This is a genomic window from Bradyrhizobium sp. SZCCHNRI20481, from assembly GCF_032485055.1.
Lineage (GTDB): Bacteria > Pseudomonadota > Alphaproteobacteria > Rhizobiales > Xanthobacteraceae > Bradyrhizobium.
The window spans coordinates 77,268-97,110 of the sequence record NZ_JAUEUE010000023.1 but is presented as its reverse complement, the minus strand read 5'-3'; the positions used below and the strand labels follow the sequence as shown (position 1 = coordinate 97,110).

The 19,843-nt window shown below is 66.5% G+C and carries 18 protein-coding genes and 1 tRNA gene; 7 read left to right on the top strand and 12 right to left on the bottom strand.

Annotation, left to right across the window (positions count from 1 at the left end; all coding sequences use genetic code 11):
* Positions 1-108: 108 nt before the first annotated feature.
* From QX132_RS30585 to chpT, 6 genes are all read right to left on the bottom strand, one after another.
* A complete protein-coding gene (locus QX132_RS30585; protein WP_315734099.1) occupies positions 109-978 on the bottom strand; it encodes a protein-glutamate O-methyltransferase CheR in 870 nt (289 codons plus the stop codon).
* A complete protein-coding gene (locus QX132_RS30580) occupies positions 975-2,165 on the bottom strand; it encodes a chemotaxis response regulator protein-glutamate methylesterase (RefSeq protein WP_316163618.1) in 1,191 nt (396 codons plus the stop codon). The genes QX132_RS30585 and QX132_RS30580 overlap by 4 nt, the downstream gene beginning before the upstream one ends.
* 74 nt (positions 2,166-2,239) lie before the next feature.
* Positions 2,240-2,605 carry a PleD family two-component system response regulator gene (locus tag QX132_RS30575; RefSeq protein WP_006613312.1) on the bottom strand — a complete coding sequence of 122 codons (366 nt, stop codon included), beginning with the start codon at positions 2,603-2,605 and terminating at the stop codon, positions 2,240-2,242.
* A gap of 69 nt (positions 2,606-2,674) precedes the next feature.
* The gene (locus QX132_RS30570; RefSeq protein ID WP_172114528.1) at positions 2,675-3,145 is read right to left on the bottom strand and encodes a chemotaxis protein CheW; all 471 of its coding nucleotides are present in this window, start codon (positions 3,143-3,145) and stop codon (positions 2,675-2,677) included.
* A gap of 26 nt (positions 3,146-3,171) precedes the next feature.
* The gene (locus QX132_RS30565) at positions 3,172-5,967 is read right to left on the bottom strand and encodes a hybrid sensor histidine kinase/response regulator (protein WP_315757213.1); all 2,796 of its coding nucleotides are present in this window, start codon (positions 5,965-5,967) and stop codon (positions 3,172-3,174) included.
* Between the two features lie 242 nt (positions 5,968-6,209).
* Positions 6,210-6,872, bottom strand: coding sequence for a histidine phosphotransferase ChpT (gene chpT, locus QX132_RS30560; protein ID WP_315734106.1), 663 nt, complete (start codon positions 6,870-6,872; stop codon positions 6,210-6,212).
* A 236-nt stretch (positions 6,873-7,108) separates the two neighbouring features.
* Between chpT and cysQ the strand changes: the two genes are divergently transcribed.
* Positions 7,109-7,942, top strand: a complete 834-nt coding sequence (gene cysQ / locus QX132_RS30555; RefSeq protein ID WP_315734108.1) for a 3'(2'),5'-bisphosphate nucleotidase CysQ — start codon at positions 7,109-7,111, stop codon at positions 7,940-7,942.
* 15 nt (positions 7,943-7,957) lie between these two features.
* Here cysQ and QX132_RS30550 read toward each other — a convergent pair whose 3' ends face one another.
* Positions 7,958-8,467: a YHS domain-containing (seleno)protein gene (locus QX132_RS30550; RefSeq protein ID WP_316163617.1), complete on the bottom strand. Its 510-nt coding sequence runs from the start codon at positions 8,465-8,467 to the stop codon at positions 7,958-7,960.
* Positions 8,468-8,586: 119 nt separating this feature from the next.
* On the opposite strand from QX132_RS30550, the gene QX132_RS30545 reads away from it, so the two are divergent.
* The 4 genes from QX132_RS30545 (at position 8,587) to QX132_RS30530 (ending at position 11,925) form a co-directional block, all read left to right on the top strand.
* Entirely contained in the window at positions 8,587-9,231 is a 645-nt protein-coding gene (locus QX132_RS30545) for a DUF1134 domain-containing protein (RefSeq protein WP_315771790.1), read from the top strand.
* 132 nt (positions 9,232-9,363) lie between these two features.
* On the top strand, positions 9,364-10,653 hold the full coding sequence (locus QX132_RS30540; RefSeq protein ID WP_315734117.1) for a hypothetical protein: 1,290 nt from the start codon (positions 9,364-9,366) through the stop codon (positions 10,651-10,653).
* 243 nt (positions 10,654-10,896) lie between these two features.
* Positions 10,897-10,971, top strand: a tRNA-Val gene (locus QX132_RS30535).
* 753 nt (positions 10,972-11,724) lie between these two features.
* Positions 11,725-11,925 (top strand): hypothetical protein, encoded by a 201-nt coding sequence (locus tag QX132_RS30530; RefSeq protein ID WP_315775354.1) that lies wholly within the window; start codon positions 11,725-11,727, stop codon positions 11,923-11,925.
* A gap of 118 nt (positions 11,926-12,043) precedes the next feature.
* Here the strand turns inward: QX132_RS30530 and QX132_RS30525 are convergent, their stop codons facing one another.
* Complete coding sequence (locus QX132_RS30525) at positions 12,044-12,559, bottom strand: hypothetical protein (protein ID WP_315786030.1); 516 nt, start codon at positions 12,557-12,559, stop codon at positions 12,044-12,046.
* A 130-nt stretch (positions 12,560-12,689) separates the two neighbouring features.
* Positions 12,690-14,237, bottom strand: a complete 1,548-nt coding sequence (locus QX132_RS30520; RefSeq protein WP_316163616.1) for an acetolactate synthase large subunit — start codon at positions 14,235-14,237, stop codon at positions 12,690-12,692.
* 278 nt (positions 14,238-14,515) lie between these two features.
* Between QX132_RS30520 and QX132_RS30515 the strand changes: the two genes are divergently transcribed.
* Both QX132_RS30515 and QX132_RS30510 read left to right on the top strand, forming a co-directional pair.
* On the top strand, positions 14,516-15,088 hold the full coding sequence (locus QX132_RS30515) for a L,D-transpeptidase (RefSeq protein WP_316163615.1): 573 nt from the start codon (positions 14,516-14,518) through the stop codon (positions 15,086-15,088).
* A gap of 21 nt (positions 15,089-15,109) precedes the next feature.
* A complete protein-coding gene (locus QX132_RS30510; RefSeq protein ID WP_410052916.1) occupies positions 15,110-15,952 on the top strand; it encodes a DUF2927 domain-containing protein in 843 nt (280 codons plus the stop codon).
* Positions 15,953-16,166: 214 nt separating this feature from the next.
* Here the strand turns inward: QX132_RS30510 and QX132_RS30505 are convergent, their stop codons facing one another.
* The 3 genes from QX132_RS30505 to QX132_RS30495 all read right to left on the bottom strand — a co-directional run bounded on the left by QX132_RS30505 (position 16,167) and on the right by QX132_RS30495 (position 19,801).
* On the bottom strand, positions 16,167-17,312 hold the full coding sequence (locus tag QX132_RS30505; protein WP_316163614.1) for a M48 family metallopeptidase: 1,146 nt from the start codon (positions 17,310-17,312) through the stop codon (positions 16,167-16,169).
* Positions 17,287-18,420, bottom strand: coding sequence for a DUF898 family protein (locus tag QX132_RS30500; protein WP_315775837.1), 1,134 nt, complete (start codon positions 18,418-18,420; stop codon positions 17,287-17,289). The genes QX132_RS30505 and QX132_RS30500 overlap by 26 nt, the downstream gene beginning before the upstream one ends.
* 208 nt (positions 18,421-18,628) lie before the next feature.
* Positions 18,629-19,801, bottom strand: a complete 1,173-nt coding sequence (locus tag QX132_RS30495; RefSeq protein ID WP_316163613.1) for an isovaleryl-CoA dehydrogenase — start codon at positions 19,799-19,801, stop codon at positions 18,629-18,631.
* Positions 19,802-19,843 lie beyond the last annotated feature (42 nt).

The window sequence follows — 19,843 nt, the reverse complement described above, 5'->3', positions numbered from 1 at the left end:
ACGAGGAAGCACCGACCGGAGCCCGACCTTCATCACACACCGGTCAGTCCGGCCGCACGGCCGACGCCGGCCGATGTTCCGACGATGTCTCCGCGCTCAGCGCAAACGTCAGCGAGCCGCGACCACCTTGAGGCCGGGCAGCAGCGCAGCGCCACCGCGCGGACTGCGCACCGGATTGATCTGGTACAGACCCCGCCGCTCCTGGTTGGGCCTGAACGCGTCGGTGATGCCGACGACCGATTCGGCGGCTCCCAGCAACAGCGTGCCGTCCGGCTCCATCACCTTGGCCATCCGCTCGAAGATCGAGGCCTTGGTCTCCTGGTCGAAATAGATCAGCACGTTGCGGCAGAAGATGATGTCGAACTTGCCGAGATGCGAGAAGTCCTGCAGCAGATTGAGCTGGCGATGCTGGACCATGCCGCGGATGTCGGCGCTGAGCTGCCAGAGCTCGCCGAGCTGCGTGAAATATTTCACCAGCAGCTGGATCGGCAATCCGCGCTGCACCTCGAACTGGCTGTAGAGGCCGGCCTTCGATTTCTCCAGTACCTCCTGCGACAGGTCGGTGGCAATGATCTCGATGCGCCAGCCCGCCAGAGCGGGACCGAATTCGCGCAGGCACATCGCGATCGAATACGGCTCCTGTCCGGTCGAGCAGGCGGCCGACCAGATGCGCAGGGAACGACGATTGGCGCGCGACTGGATCAGCGCCGGCAGGATGCCCTCACGGAGATGATCGAACGGAATCTTGTCGCGGAAGAAGAACGTCTCGTTGGTGGTCATCGCCTCGACCACCTGGGTCGTGAGCTGCTCCGCGCCGCTCCTGATCTTCTGCACCAGCTCCGGGATGCCCGGCAGGTTGGCGCGGCGGGCCAGCGGCAGCAACCGGCTTTCGACCAGGTACTGCTTGTCGGCCGACAGATCGAGGCCGGAGCGATCCTTCAGGACCTTACGCAAGAACTCATAGTCCAGGGGTGTCACGAACGGTCTCCAGCAAACAGACGGACCAGCTTCGGTCCGATCTGGTTTAAGGGAAGGACGGCCGCGCAGATGCCGGCATTGGCGGCTGAGCCCGGCATGCCCCAGACCACGCTGGTCGCCTCGTCCTGCGCGATCACGCTGCCACCGGCGGCGACGATGTCCTTGCCGCCGCGCATGCCGTCGGAACCCATGCCCGTCAGGATCACGGCCAGGGTCGAGCCCTGCCAGACCTCGATCGCCGACATGAACAAGGGATCGACGGCGGGCTTGCAGAAATTGATCGGAGGACCGTTGTCGAGCGCGATCACCACATCGGCGCCATGGCGCGCCACACGCATGTGGCGGCCGCCGGGGGCAAGGTAGATCTGACCCGGCCTCACCACCTCACCGTCGACGGCCTCGTGGGCCGGTCGGCGGCTCGAGCGCGCCAGATGCTCGGCGAGGATGGTGGTGAAGGTCGGCGGCATATGCTGGGTGATCAGCACCGGAAAGCGGTCGATCACGGGACCGAGCTCGGTCACCAGCGACATCAGCGCCTGCGGGCCGCCGGTCGACGATCCGATCAGCAGCACCTTCGGCATCTGCGTGCTGAAGGAGCGGCGCGCCAGCTGGGTCGGCACGGCGGGCGCCACGGGGGCGACCATCGGCCGCGATGCAAGCGCAGGCCGGAGCCCCTGGACTTGCGGAACGATCGGCGATGCGGCCGGCGCATGCGGAGCAGGAGCGGCGCGGCGCGCCTTGGCGCCAAGATTGCGGATCTTCTGAATCAAATCGTAGTGGAAATTGTCGGCCGCCGAGGCCTCGCGCGTGCTCTCGGGCTTCGGGATGTAGTCGGCCGCGCCGAGCGACAGCGCCTTGAAGCTGATCTCCGCGTTGCGGCGGGTCAGCGTCGACGCCATGATGACGGCGAGGTTCTTCTTCTTGGCAAGCAGCTTCGGCAGGGCGGCAATGCCGTCGAGCTCGGGCATCTCGATGTCGAGCACGGCGACGTCGGGATTGACGCGATCGATCTGGTTCACGGCTTCCAGGCCGGTGCGCAGCGACGCCGCCACGACCATGTCGGGCTCAGACGCGATCCAACGCGAGATCATGCCGCGGATGACGACGGAGTCGTCCACGACCATCACCCGGAGAGGTTCCTGCCTGATCGAACTCGGGATCGAAGAACTGGCCAACGCGACGCTCATAGTTCACCAACAGGACAGAGGCACGGGGTGACGGCAAGCCCGGACGACCACGGGACCGCCGCACGCAACGGAGATCAGATCAGCCCGACTTCCTGAAACTTCGCGGTCACGATGTCCTTGTCGAAGGGCTTCATGATGTACTCGTTGGCGCCGGCGTGCAGCGCGCGCGCGATGTGCGCGACATCGTTCTCGGTCGTGCAGAACACCACCTTCGGCGCGTCGCCACCGGGCATGCGCCGGAGATTGCCGAGAAACTCATAGCCGTCCATGACGGGCATGTTCCAGTCGAGCAACACCGCATCGGGAAGGCCCCGCTTGCAGATCTCCAGAGCCTGCTCGCCGTCCTCCGCTTCCACGATCTGGAAATCCAGACCTTCCAGAATGCGTCGCGCCACCTTTCGAATGACGCTGGAATCGTCAACTACCAGACACGTTCTCATATCAGCCTCACGAGATCAGGATCCCAATGCAACGACGCCTGATGCGCCGCCGCCCTCAAATTGCAGTGTTCAGGCCGCCATCTTGTCTGCTGCGAGCTCGAGCACGCGATCGACATCGAGGATGACCATCAGCTGACCGTCGAGGCGGTGCACGCCGCCGGCGAGCTTCGCCATGCGCGGGTCGAGATTGACCGGGTTCTCCTCCCGGCTCTCCTCGGGCAGCCGCAGCACCTCGCCGATCTGATCGATCAGGAGACCATAGGACTCGCCACGCAGATCGACGCCGACCGCCATCGGCGGCTTGCCGTCCTCGGCGCGGGCGAGGCCGAGCCGCGCCCGCATGTCGACGACGGTCACGATGCGGCCGCGCAGGTTGAGGACGCCGGCGATCTCCGCCGACGACAGCGGCACCCGCGTCACCCGCTCCGGCATGAACACGTCCTGCACCCGCGAGATGGGCAGGCCGAACAGCTGACCGCCGATCATCGCAGTGACGTATTCGACGGCGGCGCCTTCGGTGGTTTCGATCTTGCTGCTCATCGCACGCTACTCCTGTCCGCTTGCTGTCACGCGGCCCGCCGGTTGGCTTCGGCGCGCGCCCGTTCCTCGATCTGTTCCTTCAGCGCCGCGATCAGGCCGGGCCGGTCGAACTTGGCGATGTAGTCGTAGAGCCCGGCCTGGCGGCCGCGCTCGATCGCCGCCGGCGACACCAGCGATGACACTGCGATGACCGGCATCTGGTTCAGGTTCTGGTCGGCGCGGATCGCCTCGGTGAACTCGAAGCCGTTCATCTCCGGCATCTCGATGTCGGTGACGACGATGTCGAAGCTGTGCCCGGAACGCAGCGTGGCGAGGCCCTCGATCGCCGACGCCGCCGTGCGCACCTTGTAGCCGGCCGACTTCAACACCGGCGCCAGCATGTTGCGGAAGAACGGCGAGTCGTCGACCAAGAGCACCGACTGCGTCTGCGACTCGGTCGCCATCTCCTTGCGGATGAACCAGTCGGCGAACGCCATCGGCAGGAAGTGGCCGACGTCGATCACTTCCGTCGCCTGGCCCTTGATCACCGCCGAGCCGAGGATGCCGTCCTTGGCGCCGGAGACCTGGATGTTGAGCCGCTCCTCGACGATGTCGATGATCTCGTCGACCACGAGGCCCATCGCCCGGGTCTCGTCGGCGAACACCAGGATCGGCTGCGAGCCCGACGTCTGCACCGACACGCCTTCCATCTGCACCAAGGGCATCAGCTGGTCGCGGTACTGCACCATGTAGCGGCCGTTGGAGATCTCGATCTTGTCGGCCGCGATCTCCTCCAGGCGCGTGACCAGCGCCAGCGGCACCGCCTTGGGCTGCGCCGTGCCGGCGCGGAACACCAGCAGCGAGGTGAGCTGCTCGCCGCCGATCGCGTGATGCGCGGCGTGCTCGTCCGACACCGCCTGCGAGGCCGAGCCGGCGGCGCCGAGCGCTTTCGCAATGCCGTTCGGATCGATGATCATGATCACGGCGCCGTCGCCCAGGATGGTGTTGCCCGAGAACATGTCGATGTGACGCAGCTTGGTCGACATCGGCTTGACCACGATTTCCTCGGTGTGGAACACGCAGTCAACCACGATGCCGAAGGTCTGGTTGCCGACCTGCGTCACCACGATGAAGCCGTTCTCCGGATCGGTCGACGAGCCGTCGTCGATCTTCAAGAGCTTCTTCAGATGCATCAGCGGCAGCAGCTTGTTGCGCAAGCGCAGCACCGCGGTGTCCTTGATGCGCTCGATGCGGTGCTCGGAGTTGGCGCGCGCGCGCACCAGCTCGACGACCGACAATTGCGGGATCGCGAAGCGGTCGCCGCCGGCTTCGACGATCAGCGCCGAGACGATCGCGAGCGTCAGCGGGATCTTGATGGTGACCGAGGTGCCCTCGCCGAGCACCGACTTGATGTCGATGGTGCCGCCGATCTGGTCGATGTTGGTGCGCACCACGTCCATGCCGACGCCGCGGCCCGAGACCGAGGTGACGGCGGCCGCGGTCGAGAAGCCCGGCTCGAAGATGAACTTGTGGATCTGCGCTTCCGTCATCTTCTCGAGCTCGGCCTCGGTGACGAGGCCGTTCGCCAAGGCCTTGGCCTTGATGCGCTCGGTGTTGAGGCCGCGGCCGTTGTCGGCGATGCAGATGATGATGTGGCCGCCTTCATGATAGGCGGACAGCCGGATGGTGCCCTGCTCGGCCTTGCCGGCCGCGGCGCGCTCGGCCATCGTCTCCAGGCCGTGATCGGCGGAGTTGCGCACCATGTGGGTGAGCGGGTCCTTGATCAGGTCGAGCACCTGGCGGTCGAGCTCGGTGTCGGCGCCGTGCATCTCGAGCTCGATCTGCTTGCCGAGCTCGGTGGCGAGGTCGCGGACGATGCGCGGCAGCTTCTGCCAGGCATTGCCGATCGGCTGCATGCGCGTCTTCATGACGCCCTCCTGCAGCTCGGCGGTGACGTTCGACAGCCGCTGCAGCGGCACCTTGAACTCGGTGTCCTCGTTGCGGCGGGCGATCTCGAGCAGCTGGTTGCGCGTCAGCACCAGCTCCGAGACCATCGTCATCAGATGTTCGAGCGTGTCGACGTTGACGCGGATCGACTGGTTGGCGACCTTGTCGTTCTCGTGCACCTCGCCATCGGCATTGGCCTTGGCGCGCGCCGCCTTCTTCGGCGCCTCGGCCTTGGCCTCTGCTTCCGCCTTGGCAGGCCCGGCCTTGGCGACCGGCGCCGGGGCAGCGGCCTTGGGCTCAGGCGCCTTCTCATGCGCGGGCGGCAACTCGATCGCGGTCTCGCGGAAGGCGCGCTCGAGCTCGTCGAGCGACACTTCGCCCGGACGCAGCGGACGCTCCAGCGTCTGGTCGATCAGCGAGCCGTGCGTGACCGCGGGCGCGGCCGGCGCTGCAGGCGCAAGCGGTGGCGCGGTCTCGCCAGCCATCGCGATCGGCTCCGCCGACGCGGCCATTGCCGCCATGCCGCGCTCGACCATGGCTTCGAGCTCGCTGATGAGGTCGCGGTCCTCGCCCTCGGGCTCGGCCTCGTTGGCCTCGAGCTGTCCAAGGATGTCCTTGATGCGGTCGATGGTGGTGAGGATCAGCGTCACGGCCTCGCCGGTGACCGGCATGCCGTCGCGGAACTTGCCCATCAGGGTCTCGGCGGCATGCGCCAGCGCTTCGAGCCGCGGCAGGCCGAGGAAGCCGCAGGTCCCCTTGATCGTGTGCACCAGCCGGAAGATGTTATCGAGGATCTTGGCGTTGTTCGGCTCCTGCTCGAACCGCACCAATTGATTATCGACGGTGTCCAGGCTCTCGCTGGTCTCCGTCAGAAACTCACGCAACAGGTCATCCATGAAACTGGCCTTCGCACGCAACGGAACGCGACATGACGCGCCCTTCAAACCGTGGCCAGTTTCGGTGCAAAGCGTTTAATATTAGTTGAGTAAGCGCAAATGAACGGACTCAACAAAGAGATAAGATGCATCCGGACAAATTCGGACACATCGGCAAGGCTTGATTAACCATGGTGAACGGATTGTTGCGTCTGTCCCACGGCACGAGGTCGCAGGACTGACGCGGCAGGACGTCTGCCCGATCAGGCCGCCTGCACGACCATCGCGTTGCCGTCGGCGGTGAGCGTCACCTTGAGGCCGCAGGCATCGGCAAGCAGACGGGTGTAGTAGGGCTGCACCGCGTGGGCATCGATGGTCGACTGCAATTCGCCGCCAAGCAGATTGACGATGTTCTGCGGCAGGCGGGCATTGAGCCCGGTGGCAGCGACGCGGAAGCTCATGGACTCGCCGTCGCCGATCGGGTCGACGGTCAGCATGCCGCCGCGCGGGATCGTCTGCTGCGCCACCACCATCATGTTGAGCAGCAGCTTGACCCGGTTCTTGGGCAACAGCAGCCGCGGCAGATTCCAGGTGATCGAGGTCTTGGCGTCCTCGATGTGGCCGCGCGCCATGGTCTGGGCGTCGCCGAGATCGATCTGCGCGCCCGCAGAGCCGGCCGCACCAAAGGCGAGGCGGCAGAACTGCAGCCGCGCCGACGCCGTCTTGGCGCTCTTGCGGATCAGCTCCAGCGCGAAGTCGCGATCCTCCGGCTTCGGATTGTCGTCGAGCACCTCGAGCCCATTGACGATGGCGCCGACCGGACTAATCAGGTCGTGGCAGACCTTCGAGCAGAGCAGAGCGGCAAGTTCGAGCGTATCGGGAGCGGGAATCGGATTGGCGATCTCGGGAGAGGACGTGCCGGACATTCGATGTTCCTGAAATCCGCGAACCTGGGCGAATCATGCTTGCGTTAACGCTTGATACACTGCGAAAGCATGGACCGCCACCGGACTGAGGGCGGGACACGGGAAAGTACGTAGCGGTTTTCCCGGCAGCCGCAGCTCAATGAACGTGCGAACGGCCGTACCCGGATGCGCCGGCGCCAGAACAAGGATACGATGATGCAAGCTGCGTACGGAACGGCCGGAAGGAGCACCGCGCAATGACGACGGCACCGACTGCAGGAACCGTCGAGGTCGAGGCCGCCGCCGCGCTGATGACGCCCCTGACGGAGCTCGTTGTCGAGGCGGCCTACGCGATCCTCGCCGTCAACCGCCGCGCCATGGCTGTCACCGACAAATCCGACGGCTCGCCGGTCACCGAGGCCGATCTTGCCGCCGACAGGGTCATTGCCGAAGGGCTGGCACGGCTGGCGCCCGCGATTCCCGCGCTGTCGGAGGAGCGGGTCGGGGCGAGCGCAGGACCGTTCAATGGCAGCTTCTTCCTGATCGATCCGCTCGACGGCACCAAGGAGTTCGTCGCCGGGCGCGGCGAGTTCACGGTCAATCTGGCGCTGGTCACCGGCGGCAGCCCGCTGCTCGGCATCGTCTGCGCGCCGGCCATCGGCCAGATCTGGCGCGGCCTGGTCGGCCGTGGCGCCGAGCGGCTGTCGTTCACGGAGGCGGGTTTGGCGGCCGCCGAGCCGATCCGCACCCGGCCGATGCCGCCGCAGGGCGCGGCATGGGTCGCCGCGGTCAGCCGGTCGCATGGCGATGCCCGCACCGAAGCCTTCATTGCGGCCCGTCCGGGCGCGGTGCGCCTGCCGCTCGGCTCGGCCGTGAAGTTCGGCCGGCTCGCCGAAGGTCTGGCCGACATCTATCCGCGGCTCGGCCCAACCTCGGAATGGGACGTGGCGGCAGGCCATGCCGTGGTCGCAGCCGCCGGCGGCGCCGTCACCAGTGAGACTGGCGCGCCGTTGCGCTATGGCGAGCGCCCTGACGGCTTCATCGTGCCGTCCTTCATCGCCTGGGGTGACCCGGCTGCGGTGAAGGTTTGAGACAGCCCTGCCGCCCTACTGCGGCAGATCCTCCTCCAGCGCCGGCCAGCGGGCTTCCGCCCGCGGCAGATAGCGGCTCGGGTCGGCCGCGAAGGCGTCGCGGCTTTCCTCGCGGTTGAACAGGAACAGCCGTTCCTCGACCACGACGAAAAAGCGCGGGTTGCCGGCCACCGTCACGCCGCGAGCCACATCGGTCGGGTCGTAGCCGCCGAATTGCGGGCCGTAGACCTCCGGATGGGCCAGGAAGGAGGCGCGATTGCCCTCGTTGCGAAACCGCCAGACCACCCCACCCTGGGACGCCTCGAAATCCGGCAGTCCCAGCAGGGCCTTGCCATCCACGAAATAGGAAACGGGGTCGAAGCCGTCGATCGCCAGCCCGCTGAAGCGGTCGGAGATGATGCGCTGCGTCGTGGCCGCCGGCGCGCCGACCGGCAGCAGCAGCGCAGCGAGCGCGATAGCGGCAATTATAAGGCGAAACAGCGACTTTGATCCGGTCTGGTTCGGTTGTTGCCGTTGTGCGGTCATAGTTGGTGCCGATAACATGGGAGTCGCAGGGGCATCGCCCCTCGCCCGACAATCGCCCGATGGGGTTGGCGTCAGGTTAAGGCGAGGCTCGGGCAGCCGATAGCAGGGGATTTCCATCGATGAGTTTCGCATCACGCCTTGCCGCCGCCACGCTAGCGGCCGTGCTGGCCATGACCGCGTCGGTCGCCGCGCAGCAGGCGCCCCCGCCTGCTGCGCCGCCCTACCAGGCTGCGCCGCCGTATCAGCAGCCCGCACCGCCGCCGCGCCCTGCGCCGAGCCCGGACAGCTTCAATCCGGACGAGCTCGTCAATGCCGGCCACCGCTTCTTCGGCAACGTCTCGCGCGGCCTCGCCTCGGTGATCGAGCGCGCCGTCAGCCAATGGGGCCTGCCGAACGGCTATATCCTGGGCGAGGAAGGCGCCGGTGCTTTCGTCGCCGGTCTCCGTTACGGCGAGGGCACGCTCTACACCAAGAACGCCGGCGACCTCCGCGTCTACTGGCAGGGCCCCTCGCTCGGCTTCGACTGGGGCGGCGACGGCGCCCGCACCATGACGCTGGTCTACAATCTGCCGGCGACCAGCGCGATCTATCAGCGCTTCGTCGGCATCGATGGCTCGGCCTATATCGTCGGCGGCTTCGGCATGACGGCGCTCACCGCCAACAACATCGTGCTGGTGCCGATCCGGTCCGGGATCGGCCTGCGGCTCGGCGCCAATGTCGGCTACCTCAAGTTCACCCCAAGTGCGACCTGGAACCCGTTCTGAGGTCGCCGGCTGGTACCGCTAGGACACGTTCTCCCGCGACGGATCAAGGTTAACACGGCATTGGGCTGGCGTTGAATCAGCCCGCCGTGCATTGTGATTCCGTTAATCATTTTGGACCGGGAGTTGTGCGTCATGGTCGAGCCGATCATGTATTTTGCGATCGGTTTTCTGATCGCCATGCTCTGTGCGCTGATGATCGTGCCGCTGGTGCACAATCGTGCGGTGCGGCTGACGACGCGCCGGCTCGAGGCGGCGACGCCGCTGTCGATGGCCGAGATCCAGGCCGACAAGGACCAGCTGCGCGCGGAGTTCGCGATGTCGGCGCGGCGGCTGGAGATGAGCGTCGACGCGCTCAAGAACAAGGCCACCGGCCAGCTCGCCGACCTCGGCAAGAAGACCGACGCCATCAACCGCATGAAGATCGAGCTCGGCGAGAAGAACGCTGCGATCTTCGCGCTGGAGGCGCGCGAGAAGGCGCTCAAGGACCAGCTCCGCGCCACGGAAGAGGAGTTCGCCGCCAAGACCGAGGCGCTGCGCGCCGCCGAGCAGGCGCTGAAGGAGAAGCAGGCCGAGCTGGTCCGGCTGAGCACCGAGCTCAACGACAAGGCGCTGCTGGCGGACAGCCGCCAGGTCGAGTTGGTGTCGGTCAGGACCCAGGTCGAGGAGCTGCGCAGCCGCGTGGCCGACGCCGAGAAGGAATTCTCCGCGACCCAGACGCGGCTGGCGCTGGAGCGCGACGAATCCGACACCGCGACCAAGGCGCTCAACGACGCCCGCGCGCGGGTCGAGAATCTCAGCCAGCGCGTCACCGAGCTCGACCGCCAGCTGATCGTCCAGGTCAAGGAAGCCGAGATGCTGGCGACCCGCGTCGCCGACCTCGAAGGCCGGCTGTCGACCCAGGGCAAGCTGCTTGCCGAACGTGATTTCGAGAACAACCAGTTGCGCGAGGCCAACGTGGCCGCCGACCGCGCCTTGAAGGAGCTGCGAGAGGAGCTGGCCGGCTTCGGTAGCGGCAAGTCGGCCGCATTCGAGCGGCTCAAATCCGAGAAGGCCGCCCTCGAAGAGCAATTGCAGGCCGCCCGCGACGAGCGCACCAAGCTGCAGCGCGAGATGAACGCGATCCAGCAGCAGGCCGAGAGCACCTGGGCCCAGGAGCGGATGGAGAACGCGCTCTTGCGTGAGCGCATCAACGACATCGCCGCCGAAGTGGCCAAGCTCGCGATGCAGATCGAGGGCCCGAACTCGACCATCGAAGCCATGCTGGCCGCCGAGCCGGCCCCCGCCAAGCCGGCCAACGCCAATGGCGTCGCCGCGGCTCCGGCCGCTGCAGCCGGCGCAGGCGGTCCGCAAGGCGGCACCCTGGCCGACCGCATCCGCGCGCTGCAGTCTCATGCCTCGCGAGCACGGCAGCTCGGGGCCTGAGGCCGCCGGATCGGCGCCGAGTGCGGCGGATATCCGCCCCTCGCTTCGGTATGGAGGCAGGCCCCGCGAGAGGGCCGGTTTCGGCCCCTATCGAGGACGGGCCACCGCACCCCGGCAGTTTTCCTCGCCAGCGGCGCCGCAAATCCTTGACACCCCCTGCCCGCGCTTCGTAAATCGCGGGCTCCGACGGACTGCTTCGGCAGCTGCCTCTTACGGCCCCACGGCCGGCAGCCACCAGGATCCGGGCGCATAGCTCAGCGGGAGAGCGTTCCCTTCACACGGGAGAGGTCCAAGGTTCGATCCCTTGTGCGCCCACCATTGACCTCTGAATTTGCGCGTCCGTTCCGTGTTTACTACCGTCCATCTGGCCGCCATCGCATGATGACGATCGGGGCACCGCCAGCGGACGCTCGGCGAGCTTGACCTTGCGTTGGCCGAGTTCACATTCCGGCAGGCCGAAGCGGCCGATGTCGACCGGTAGTCCGAGCTGCTTCCCTGGCGAGAATGTCGGCGTCCTCGTCGTGAGATCGCACGATCTCCATGAGAATCCCGGCCGCGACGTCCCGCGGCAGGCAGATATGATCGACCACCCACAGCAGCGCCTGCTGCGCGCTGACAGGTCTGCGCCTTCCGCAACGGCGCGAGCTTCTGCAACGCCTGCTCGCGACGCTCCGCCCGAGCGTCGGCGACTGCATCGCGCGCGAGCGTCTCGATCTCCTCGGAAGAGCGGACCGCGCTCAGGTTGTTCGACATTCCGTTCTTCCTCCATGAAGCCCGAAGCTATTCCATTTGGACCAGTGGCCGACGTCGCAGCAACGGCCGCGGCTACGCATCGAATGTGCATCGAGGCATTTGGATCGCCGCACCCGGCCATTTTGACCTCGCTCGTCCCCGCATGGGCGCCCTGCATCCAGCACATCAGTCACAGAATGCACCTGCTACCTCCGCGGGGACGGCGCAAGGCGGCTTTTGCGGGGCGGAACTCTCACGTTTTCCTGATTCCTGCGTCAGAACGCCGCGCTCGAATTCGCCTATGGTCCGGCGCGTTTCCAACCCTCGGAGGTTTTCCGCATGCGTAAACTGATCATCGCCACCGCCGCCCTCGCGTTCGTCTCGACGGCCGCTCTTGCCCAGTCCACGGAGAAGCCGATGACGACCACCGGCCAGTCGGCGAAGAGCGGCGACGCCATGGGCGGGGGCGACGACATGAAGATGAGCAAGACGAAGAAGAAGTCGGCGAAGAAGTCGTCCGGCGACGCCATGTCGAAGTAGGGCGTGGGCGCGCCTGTCCGCAGGCTCCACATGCGCGACGAGATCGGGCCGCTCCTCTCAGGGGCGGCCCTTGTTCATTCGCGTCGACCGCGATCGCGCACCTCTTCTGCGAGATGTCTCAGCCGGCGGCGAGTCCCATCTGCTGCAATCGCCCCGCGAACCAGGCCGACAATGCCGGATCGATCCGGGCGCCGACATAGACCTCCGGCGTGATCACGCTGCGGCGGTCGAGAATCACCAGCACGCCGATCCAATAGGCGAACCACAGATGCGGATCGGTCAGCGCCATCAGCTTGTGGCGGTCATGCGCCAGCGGCTGGTGGTTGCCGGCCTTGCGGACCTCGATCGCCAGCAGATTGTCGGGCACGGCACGCTTGTGCACGACGATGTCCGGGTAGACCGATTTTCCCAGCTCATCGTCGGTCGAGACGATGGTGCCACGCGGCAGCAGCATGGCGCGGTCGCCGAGCCGATTGTAATCGCAATCGACGTCCCACCCCAGGAAGTTGCGTTCGAGATGCACCGCCAGCCGATGCGTCAAGGCGCGCTCGCCGAGATCACGGTCGAGGATGAAGCGCTCGCGCGCATAGAACTCCTGCAGCGCAGAGATCAGCCGGTTCAATTCACTGTGCATGCCGTTCAGATACAGGAGAGAAGGACACCTCACCATCAACACGCGATCGGCGTGAGTCGCCAACCCCATAAATGAGGCGATGCGCCTTCCCTCGGCCCGCGGCCGTTTTGCGGCCGCCAGCGTTGCGGATTTACATCTGCACTTCGATCAGGCGCGGGCCATATTCGGCATTGGCCTCGGCCAGCGCGGCATTGAACTCGTCAGCCGAGGTGACCGCGCGGGCGGGGACGCCCATGCCCTTCGCCATGGCGACGAAGTCGAGCGTCGGGCGGTCGATCTTGAGCATGTCCTGGGCGCGCTGGCCCGGCTCGCCGGCGCCGACGCCGTCGAACTCGCCGCGCAGGATCTGGTAGATCCTGTTGGCGAACACCACCGTGACGACGTTGAGGTTCTCGCGCGCCTGGGTCCACAGCGACTGGATCGTGTACATCGCGCTGCCGTCGCCCACGAGGCACATGACCTTGCGATCCGGGCAGGCCACCGCGGCGCCGGTCGCGACCGGGGTCGAGAAGCCGATCGAGCCGCCCATGTTCTGCAGCCAGTCATGCGGCTTGGCGGCCGCCGTCGGCGGGAAGAAGCCGCGGCCGGTGGTGATGGATTCGTCGACCACGATCGCATTCTCCGGGATCGCATAGGCGATCGCCTGGGCGATGGTGGTGTGGTTCAACGCGCCGGTGGGCTTGATCAGCTCGGCGAGCGGCTGCGGCTTCACGTCGGCCGGCTTGGCGCCGAGATGGCCGGCCAGCGCCTCGAGCGCCGCGGCCGAGTTCTCGCCCCAGGCGGTCATGCGGTGCACCTCGGTGCCCTCGGCCTTCAGCATGCTCGGCTTGTTCGGATAGGCGAAGAAGGCGACGGGGTCGTTGGCCTCGACCAGCACGATGTACTTGTAGTTCTTCAGGATCGGCAGCGCCTGCTCGATCACGTAAGGGATGCGGTCGATCGAGAAGCGGCCGGCGCCGCGCGCCATGCGCGGGTGATAGGTCTGGCCCATCACGCGGCAGCCGGTCTTGCCGGCAATCTGCTGGGCGAAGGTCAGCGCCTGCTCGGTCAGCGCGCCCGCCGTCATCAGCACCAGGGTCTCGGGGCCGTGGGCATGCAGGATCTTCGCCGCCTTCTCGACCGCCTCAGCCGAATAGCTCGGGCGCTGCGTCTCGGCGGGAACCTGGGCGATGCCGTCGGCCTCGTTCCAGGCGGTGTCGGCGGGCAGGATCAGGGTGGCGATCTGCGGCGGCGCGCTCTTGGCGGCGGCGATCGCGGCGGCGCCGTCGGCGGCCACGGCCTTGGCGCTCGGCGAGGTCCGCACCCAGTCCGACATCGGCCGCGCCAGGCCTTCGATGTCCGAGGTCAGCGGCGCGTTGAAGCCGATGTGGTAGGTGGCGTGCTGGCCGACGATGTTGACGATGCCCGAGCGGGCCTTCTTGGCGTTGTGCAAATTGGCAAGGCCGTTGGCGAGGCCGGGGCCGAGATGGAGGAGCGTCGAGGCCGGCGTGCCCTTCATGCGGAAATAGCCGTCGGCGGCGCCGGTCACCACGCCCTCGAACAGGCCGAGCACGCAGCGCATGCCCTCGACCCGATCGAGCGCGGCGACAAAGTGCATTTCGGAGGTGCCCGGATTGGTAAAGCAGACGTCAACGCCCCCTGCGACCAGGGTCCGTACCAGGCTTTCCGCACCGTTCATCATCTTCTCCTGCTGATTCCGCGCGCTATTTGCAATGTTGGGCAGATCAATCATTGTTCGCCCGCGGCGTCAAAGGGGCTGGCCGCATTGCTGCTATCGCCACGGTGCTCATGCGCGGGCTTGGCTAACAGGATGTTGGTCCAGGACGCGCGCGATCTTCCGTGGGATTTGGGTCACGGACCGTCGCCACATACCGGCCTCACGCCGCCGTGGGTTGCGAAGTGCAACCGTTTATGGCCTGTCTGCGAACGGAATTTGATGTTTGCCAGGGGATGGAAATGAAGCGCTGTTTGGCTTTGGGAATTGCTGCGGTCGCGTCGGTGGCAAGCGCCGGGATGGCGCGGGCGGAAATGTTCGACACCAGGGACCTCTTCGGCGGCGGGCCGAACTTCTATCAGAGCGGTATCAGCCCGATTCCGCGCCAGACCGTGATGTTCCAGAGCCAGTATGCGCCAGGCACCATCGTCGTGAGCACCAGTGAGCGCCGGCTCTATCTGGTCCTGCCGGGCGGCCAGGCGCTACGCTACGGCATCGGCGTCGGCCGTGACGGGTTCCGCTGGAGCGGCGTGCACCGCATCACCGCCAAGAAGGAATGGCCGGCCTGGACCCCGCCGTCGCAGATGCTGCGGCGCCGGCCCGACCTGCCGCGCCACATGGCCGGCGGCATCGAGAACCCGCTCGGCGCGCGCGCAATGTATCTCGGTTCAACGCTGTACCGAATCCACGGCTCGAATGAGCCCGAGACGATCGGCCAGGCGGTATCGTCGGGCTGCTTCCGCATGACCAATGACGACGTCGCCGACCTCTACGACCGCGTCTCGGTCGGCACGACCGTGATCGTCAAGAACTGAGAGCCGCACTCGACCACGACGATGAGGCAATGTCACAGCGCGCATCCTCGCCACGAGCAGCCGTGCTCCTGGCGCCCCCTGCTGAGCGCGGCGGCGGCCGCGCTGGCTGCGCTTGTGACCGTGATGGTCCCGCTGCCGGCGTCGACCACCGAAATTCCGGCGATCGCCGCCCGCCAGCGCATCGAGAAGAAGAGCTTCACCGACGCCGAGATCACCGACGGCTTCTTCAAGACCGCGTTCGGCGCCGAGTATCACCTGGCGGGCCGGGTCGACCGCATCCGGAAGTACAGCGCACCGGTGCGGGTGTTCGCCGATGGCCGCCGCGCCGATCGCAAGGCGCAGCTCGCCAAGGTCGTCAGCGACATCGCCGCGCGCATCCGCAACCTCGACATTGCGATGACCGACGCCGACGGCGAAGCCAATGTCCGCGTCAAGCTGGTGCGCGACCGCGATCTCTACCACACCATCAGCCAGTCCTATGGCAGCGAGCGCGCGCGCGAGATCAAGACCTCGCTGGATCCGCAATGCCTGTCCGGCTTCCGCAAGAACGAGGCGTTCGAGATCGAGCATTCCGACGTCATCCTCACCGTCGACAACGGCGATTTCGTCTTTCTCGACTGCGCCTATGAGGAGCTCCTGCAGTCGCTCGGGCCGATCAACGACACTTCGAGCGTGCCTTGGACCATGTTCAACGACAACGTCTCGATGGGCTATTTCGACGTCTACGATCAGTACATCCTCAACCTGCTCTACGACCCGCGCGTCAAGGCCGGCATGACGCTCGCCGAGGTCAAGGCCGTGCTGCCGGACGTGCTGACGGATGTGCGGGCCTGGGTGAGGAAGACCAACAATCTGGCGGAGTGACGCAGGCGTTTGGTTAAGCGTCGTGGTTTGAGAGCCGAGACGCCGCCTCGAACACAGGTGTCGTCCCGGCGAACGCCGGGACCCATACGCCGCGGCCGTGCAATTGGGCACGCTGAGCGACGCTCTTCTTCCAACTACCGGGCCCGGTGACTATGGGTCCCGGCGTTCGCTGGGACCACACCGCATTTGGCGAAGCGACTGCGGCAACTCGGCGCTATCGGCAGATCCCCTTCAGCGCCCGCCACTCCTCCGCGCTCAGCAGCGGCGGGCCGCTCGGCGGCCGGTCCTCGGCGCGCATGCGGGCGAGACGGTCCTCGCTGAGCGGATGGCTGGCCCACAGCGACGGGCGCTTGCCGTCCTCCTTGCCGGTGATGCGAAACAGCAATTCGCCCATCGGGCGCGTCGGCCGTCCGAGCTTGTGCATCACGTCGATCGCGAAACCGTCCGCCGCCGCCTCCGCCTCGCGCGAATAGGACGCATTGATCATGGCCCGCGAGGCGAAGATCGCCGCGCCCGCGCCGGTGACGTCGCCGAACAGCAGGCCGATCAGGAATGAGCTGCCGCCATTGTGGATCAGCTGCCGCAGGTTGTCGCGGTGCTTGAGGTGGCCGAGCTCATGCGCCAGCACACCGGCGACCTCGTCGGGGTCATTGGCCTTGTCGAGCAGCCCCCTGAACAGGAAGAATTGCCCGCCCGGCAACGCGAAGGCGTTGGGGATCGGCGTATCCAGCACCTGCGACGCGATGCTGTCGTCGAGGCCGGCGGGGCGGCGCAGCGCCGACACCAGCTTGGCGAACGCGGCCTGCCCGGCCGCCTCGCCGCAAAGCTTGTCACCGAACACGGTCTGGATCTGCACCACGGCGGCCTCGCCGAGATGCCGCTCCATGGTCGGCGGCACCAGGGGCGTCAGCCGATCGGATGCGAACGGAATCACCACCAGCACGACGGCGACGATCGAGGCGACGGCGGCCAGCGACCAGCCGACGATGCGCGCGATGGCGCCGCGGGTCATCCTGTTCTGGTCGATATGGCTGCAGCGCGCGATCAGCTCGGCCGACAACGCCGCGTCGCGGATCTCCAGCCGTGCCAGCGGCGATGCCGACAGGCAGCTCACGCGCAGCGTGCCGCTCGGGCCGTCGACGCGGCGGATGTCGGCATAGGGCCAGGAGACGAAATTGTCGGCGCTGCGCATCACGAGCTGATTGGCGAAGCCGATCGTGACCGTCTGCCGCCGGTTGGACAGGCCGTCGAAATAGACCGCAGGGCCGCCGAGCGGAGCGGCCGGCTCGACCGGCGTGGCGGCGGCCGGCGCAGCAGCGGCCACCTGCCCGGGATCAGAATCCGGCGACGTCGAGTCCATCGGCAAATCCTTCGCCGAGCGCGCTGGCCAGATCGCCCCTGGCGGCGACATTGGCCATGGCCTCGATGCCATGCACTTGAACCGACTGCAGCACGGTCGCCCACATGTCGCGCACCAGATAGAGCCGCATCACGACGTTGAGCGCCAGGATCCAGGCGATGTAGCCCAATCCGACCAGCACCAGCATCGGCACGTTGTCGGACAGCGCCTGCGCCTGAGGCCGGCCGTCACTCCCCGGCCCCAGCAATCTGAGCATCAGCGCGGCGACACCGCCGAAATAGGCGCTGGAGGCGATCGACAGCAGAAACCACCAGCCGATCACCTTCCAATAGAGACCATAGAACGCATTGCCGGGCAGGTCCGATTCCAGACGCACGCCGCCGAAGCGAATGCCCGACAGCCACCAGCGCCACTCGATCGCTTTGAACTGCGCATAGACGAACGGAAACAACGGAAACAGCAGCAGCGCAAACGGCGCGATGACCCACAGATACCAGGCGCGCTTGAAGAACTCCCAGCCGCGTCCCTCGAAGTCGCCGCTGAGATCGCCATAGTGCGAATGTCGCATCTTGTAGCGCTCGAGCGCGGCGGCGCGCCACGGCCAGGCCAGCCCCAGCGTGACCACCGTCAACAAGGTCCACAACATGGCGCGCCCGGCATAGGCCCAGCCCGAACCCGTCATCCAGAACCGGATGCCGCGCCAGACCGTGCGCGTCAGCCGGTAGCGGCGCGCGCGGAAGATGGCGAACTGGCCGAAGGCGTAGAAGGCGATCACCAGCGGCACGCTGGCGAAGCCCTGGTAGCGCTCGGCCTCGACGCCGATGAGGAAATAGGCGAGATAGATCGGGACCAGGATCGCCATCGCGAACAGGAAGCCGATCAGGAGCTCCTTGCCGCGCCCGGTATATTCTGCGGCATCACCGTCGACAGCCGTGTTGACCCAGAGATGCCGGCGGATGTCGGTCGCGAGCCAGAACCGGTAGAAGCCCAGTGTGATCAGTTCGATGGCCGCCCCGCGGCTGACCAGCCGGAAGAACTCGCCACGCGCACCTGAGAAGGTGGCGGTGAGAGGCGGAAGCGGCGGCAGCTGCTCCGGAACGTAACTCATCTGGTTCACGGCTCAGGGCCTCCGACACACGCAAAAGATCTACAATATACCTCGATTGTTCGTCGCCGGGACGACTCCGAGGTTCGACGTATTTTCTACGCAAGTCGGCCGAAAAAAAACACCGACCTCGACGAGGATGACTAAAATATCTGCATCCGGCCGGTTGGCGAACGCATGTCCCGCATGCGCCAACCGCTTGGTCGGCACCTCAAGACGTCTTGTCGAACAATTCCCGCCCGATCAGCATGCGCCGGATCTCGCTGGTGCCGGCGCCGATCTCGTAGAGCTTGGCGTCGCGCAGCAGCCGCCCGGTCGCATAGTCGTTGATGTAGCCGTTGCCGCCGAGCAGCTGGATCGCATCGAGCGCACATTGCGTCGCCTTTTCGGCGGCGAACAGAATCGCGCCCGCCGCGTCCTCGCGCGTGGTCTCGCCGCGATCGCAGGCCTTGGCCACCGCATAGACATAGGCGCGCGCGGCGTTCATCGTCGTGTACATGTCGGCGACCTTGCCCTGCACGAGCTGGAAGGTGCCGATCGGCTGGCCGAACTGCTTGCGCTCATGCACGTAAGGCAGCACAGCGTCCATGCAGGCCTGCATGATGCCGAGCGGACCTGCGGCGAGCACCGCGCGCTCGTAGTCGAGGCCACTCATCAGCACGTTGACGCCGCGGCCGGCCTGCCCCAGCACATTCTCCTCCGGCACCTCACAATCCTCGAACACCAGCTCGCAGGTGTCCGAGCCGCGCATGCCGAGCTTGTCGAGCTTCTGCGCGGTCGAGAAGCCCTTCATGCCCTTCTCGATGATGAAGGCAGTGATGCCGCGCGGCCCGCCCTGCGGATCAGTCTTGGCATAGACCACCAGCGTTTCCGCGATCGGACCGTTGGTGATCCACATCTTGTTGCCGTTGAGGACGAAGCGATCACCCTTTTTGTCGGCGCGCGTCTTCATCGACACCACGTCGGAGCCGGCCTGCGGCTCGGACATCGCGAGCGACCCGACATGCTCGCCCGAGATCAGCTTGGGCAGATATTTGCGCTTCTGCGCCTCGTTGCCGTTGCGGCGGATCTGGTTGACGCAGAGATTGGAGTGGGCGCCGTAGGACAGGCCGACCGAGGCCGAGGCGCGCGAGATCTCCTCCATGGCGATGCAGTGCTCGAGATAGCCGAGACCCGCCCCGCCATACTCCTCCTCGACGGTGATGCCGTGCAGGCCGAGCTCGCCGATGCGGGGCCAGAGGTCGCGCGGAAACTGGTTGGAGCGGTCGATCTCGGCGGCGCGCGGCGCGATCTGCTCCTGCGAAAAGCTCGCCACCGTCTCGCGGATTGCGTCCGCGGTCTCGCCGAGATCGAAATTGAACATGCGCTGCGCGTTGGCGATCATGGGGCGGCCTCCTGCTAGTCTTCTGCTTTGCAACAATCGCTC

What these genes read in the sequence shown, in the direction of transcription:
- QX132_RS30580 (WP_316163618.1), bottom strand. Translation starts at nt 2,165, where the DNA reads ATGAGCGTCGCGTTGGCCAGTTCTTCGATCCCGAGTTCGATCAGGCAG.
- QX132_RS30575 (WP_006613312.1), bottom strand. Translation starts at nt 2,605, where the DNA reads ATGAGAACGTGTCTGGTAGTTGACGATTCCAGCGTCATTCGAAAGGTG.
- QX132_RS30570 (WP_172114528.1), bottom strand. Translation starts at nt 3,145, where the DNA reads ATGAGCAGCAAGATCGAAACCACCGAAGGCGCCGCCGTCGAATACGTC.
- QX132_RS30565 (WP_315757213.1), bottom strand. Translation starts at nt 5,967, where the DNA reads ATGGATGACCTGTTGCGTGAGTTTCTGACGGAGACCAGCGAGAGCCTG.
- chpT (WP_315734106.1), bottom strand. Translation starts at nt 6,872, where the DNA reads ATGTCCGGCACGTCCTCTCCCGAGATCGCCAATCCGATTCCCGCTCCC.
- cysQ (WP_315734108.1), top strand. Translation starts at nt 7,109, where the DNA reads ATGACGACGGCACCGACTGCAGGAACCGTCGAGGTCGAGGCCGCCGCC.
- QX132_RS30550 (WP_316163617.1), bottom strand. Translation starts at nt 8,467, where the DNA reads ATGACCGCACAACGGCAACAACCGAACCAGACCGGATCAAAGTCGCTG.
- QX132_RS30545 (WP_315771790.1), top strand. Translation starts at nt 8,587, where the DNA reads ATGAGTTTCGCATCACGCCTTGCCGCCGCCACGCTAGCGGCCGTGCTG.
- QX132_RS30540 (WP_315734117.1), top strand. Translation starts at nt 9,364, where the DNA reads ATGGTCGAGCCGATCATGTATTTTGCGATCGGTTTTCTGATCGCCATG.
- QX132_RS30530 (WP_315775354.1), top strand. Translation starts at nt 11,725, where the DNA reads ATGCGTAAACTGATCATCGCCACCGCCGCCCTCGCGTTCGTCTCGACG.
- QX132_RS30525 (WP_315786030.1), bottom strand. Translation starts at nt 12,559, where the DNA reads ATGCACAGTGAATTGAACCGGCTGATCTCTGCGCTGCAGGAGTTCTAT.
- QX132_RS30520 (WP_316163616.1), bottom strand. Translation starts at nt 14,237, where the DNA reads ATGAACGGTGCGGAAAGCCTGGTACGGACCCTGGTCGCAGGGGGCGTT.
- QX132_RS30515 (WP_316163615.1), top strand. Translation starts at nt 14,516, where the DNA reads ATGAAGCGCTGTTTGGCTTTGGGAATTGCTGCGGTCGCGTCGGTGGCA.
- QX132_RS30510 (WP_410052916.1), top strand. Translation starts at nt 15,110, where the DNA reads ATGAGGCAATGTCACAGCGCGCATCCTCGCCACGAGCAGCCGTGCTCC.
- QX132_RS30505 (WP_316163614.1), bottom strand. Translation starts at nt 17,312, where the DNA reads ATGGACTCGACGTCGCCGGATTCTGATCCCGGGCAGGTGGCCGCTGCT.
- QX132_RS30500 (WP_315775837.1), bottom strand. Translation starts at nt 18,420, where the DNA reads ATGAGTTACGTTCCGGAGCAGCTGCCGCCGCTTCCGCCTCTCACCGCC.
- QX132_RS30495 (WP_316163613.1), bottom strand. Translation starts at nt 19,801, where the DNA reads ATGATCGCCAACGCGCAGCGCATGTTCAATTTCGATCTCGGCGAGACC.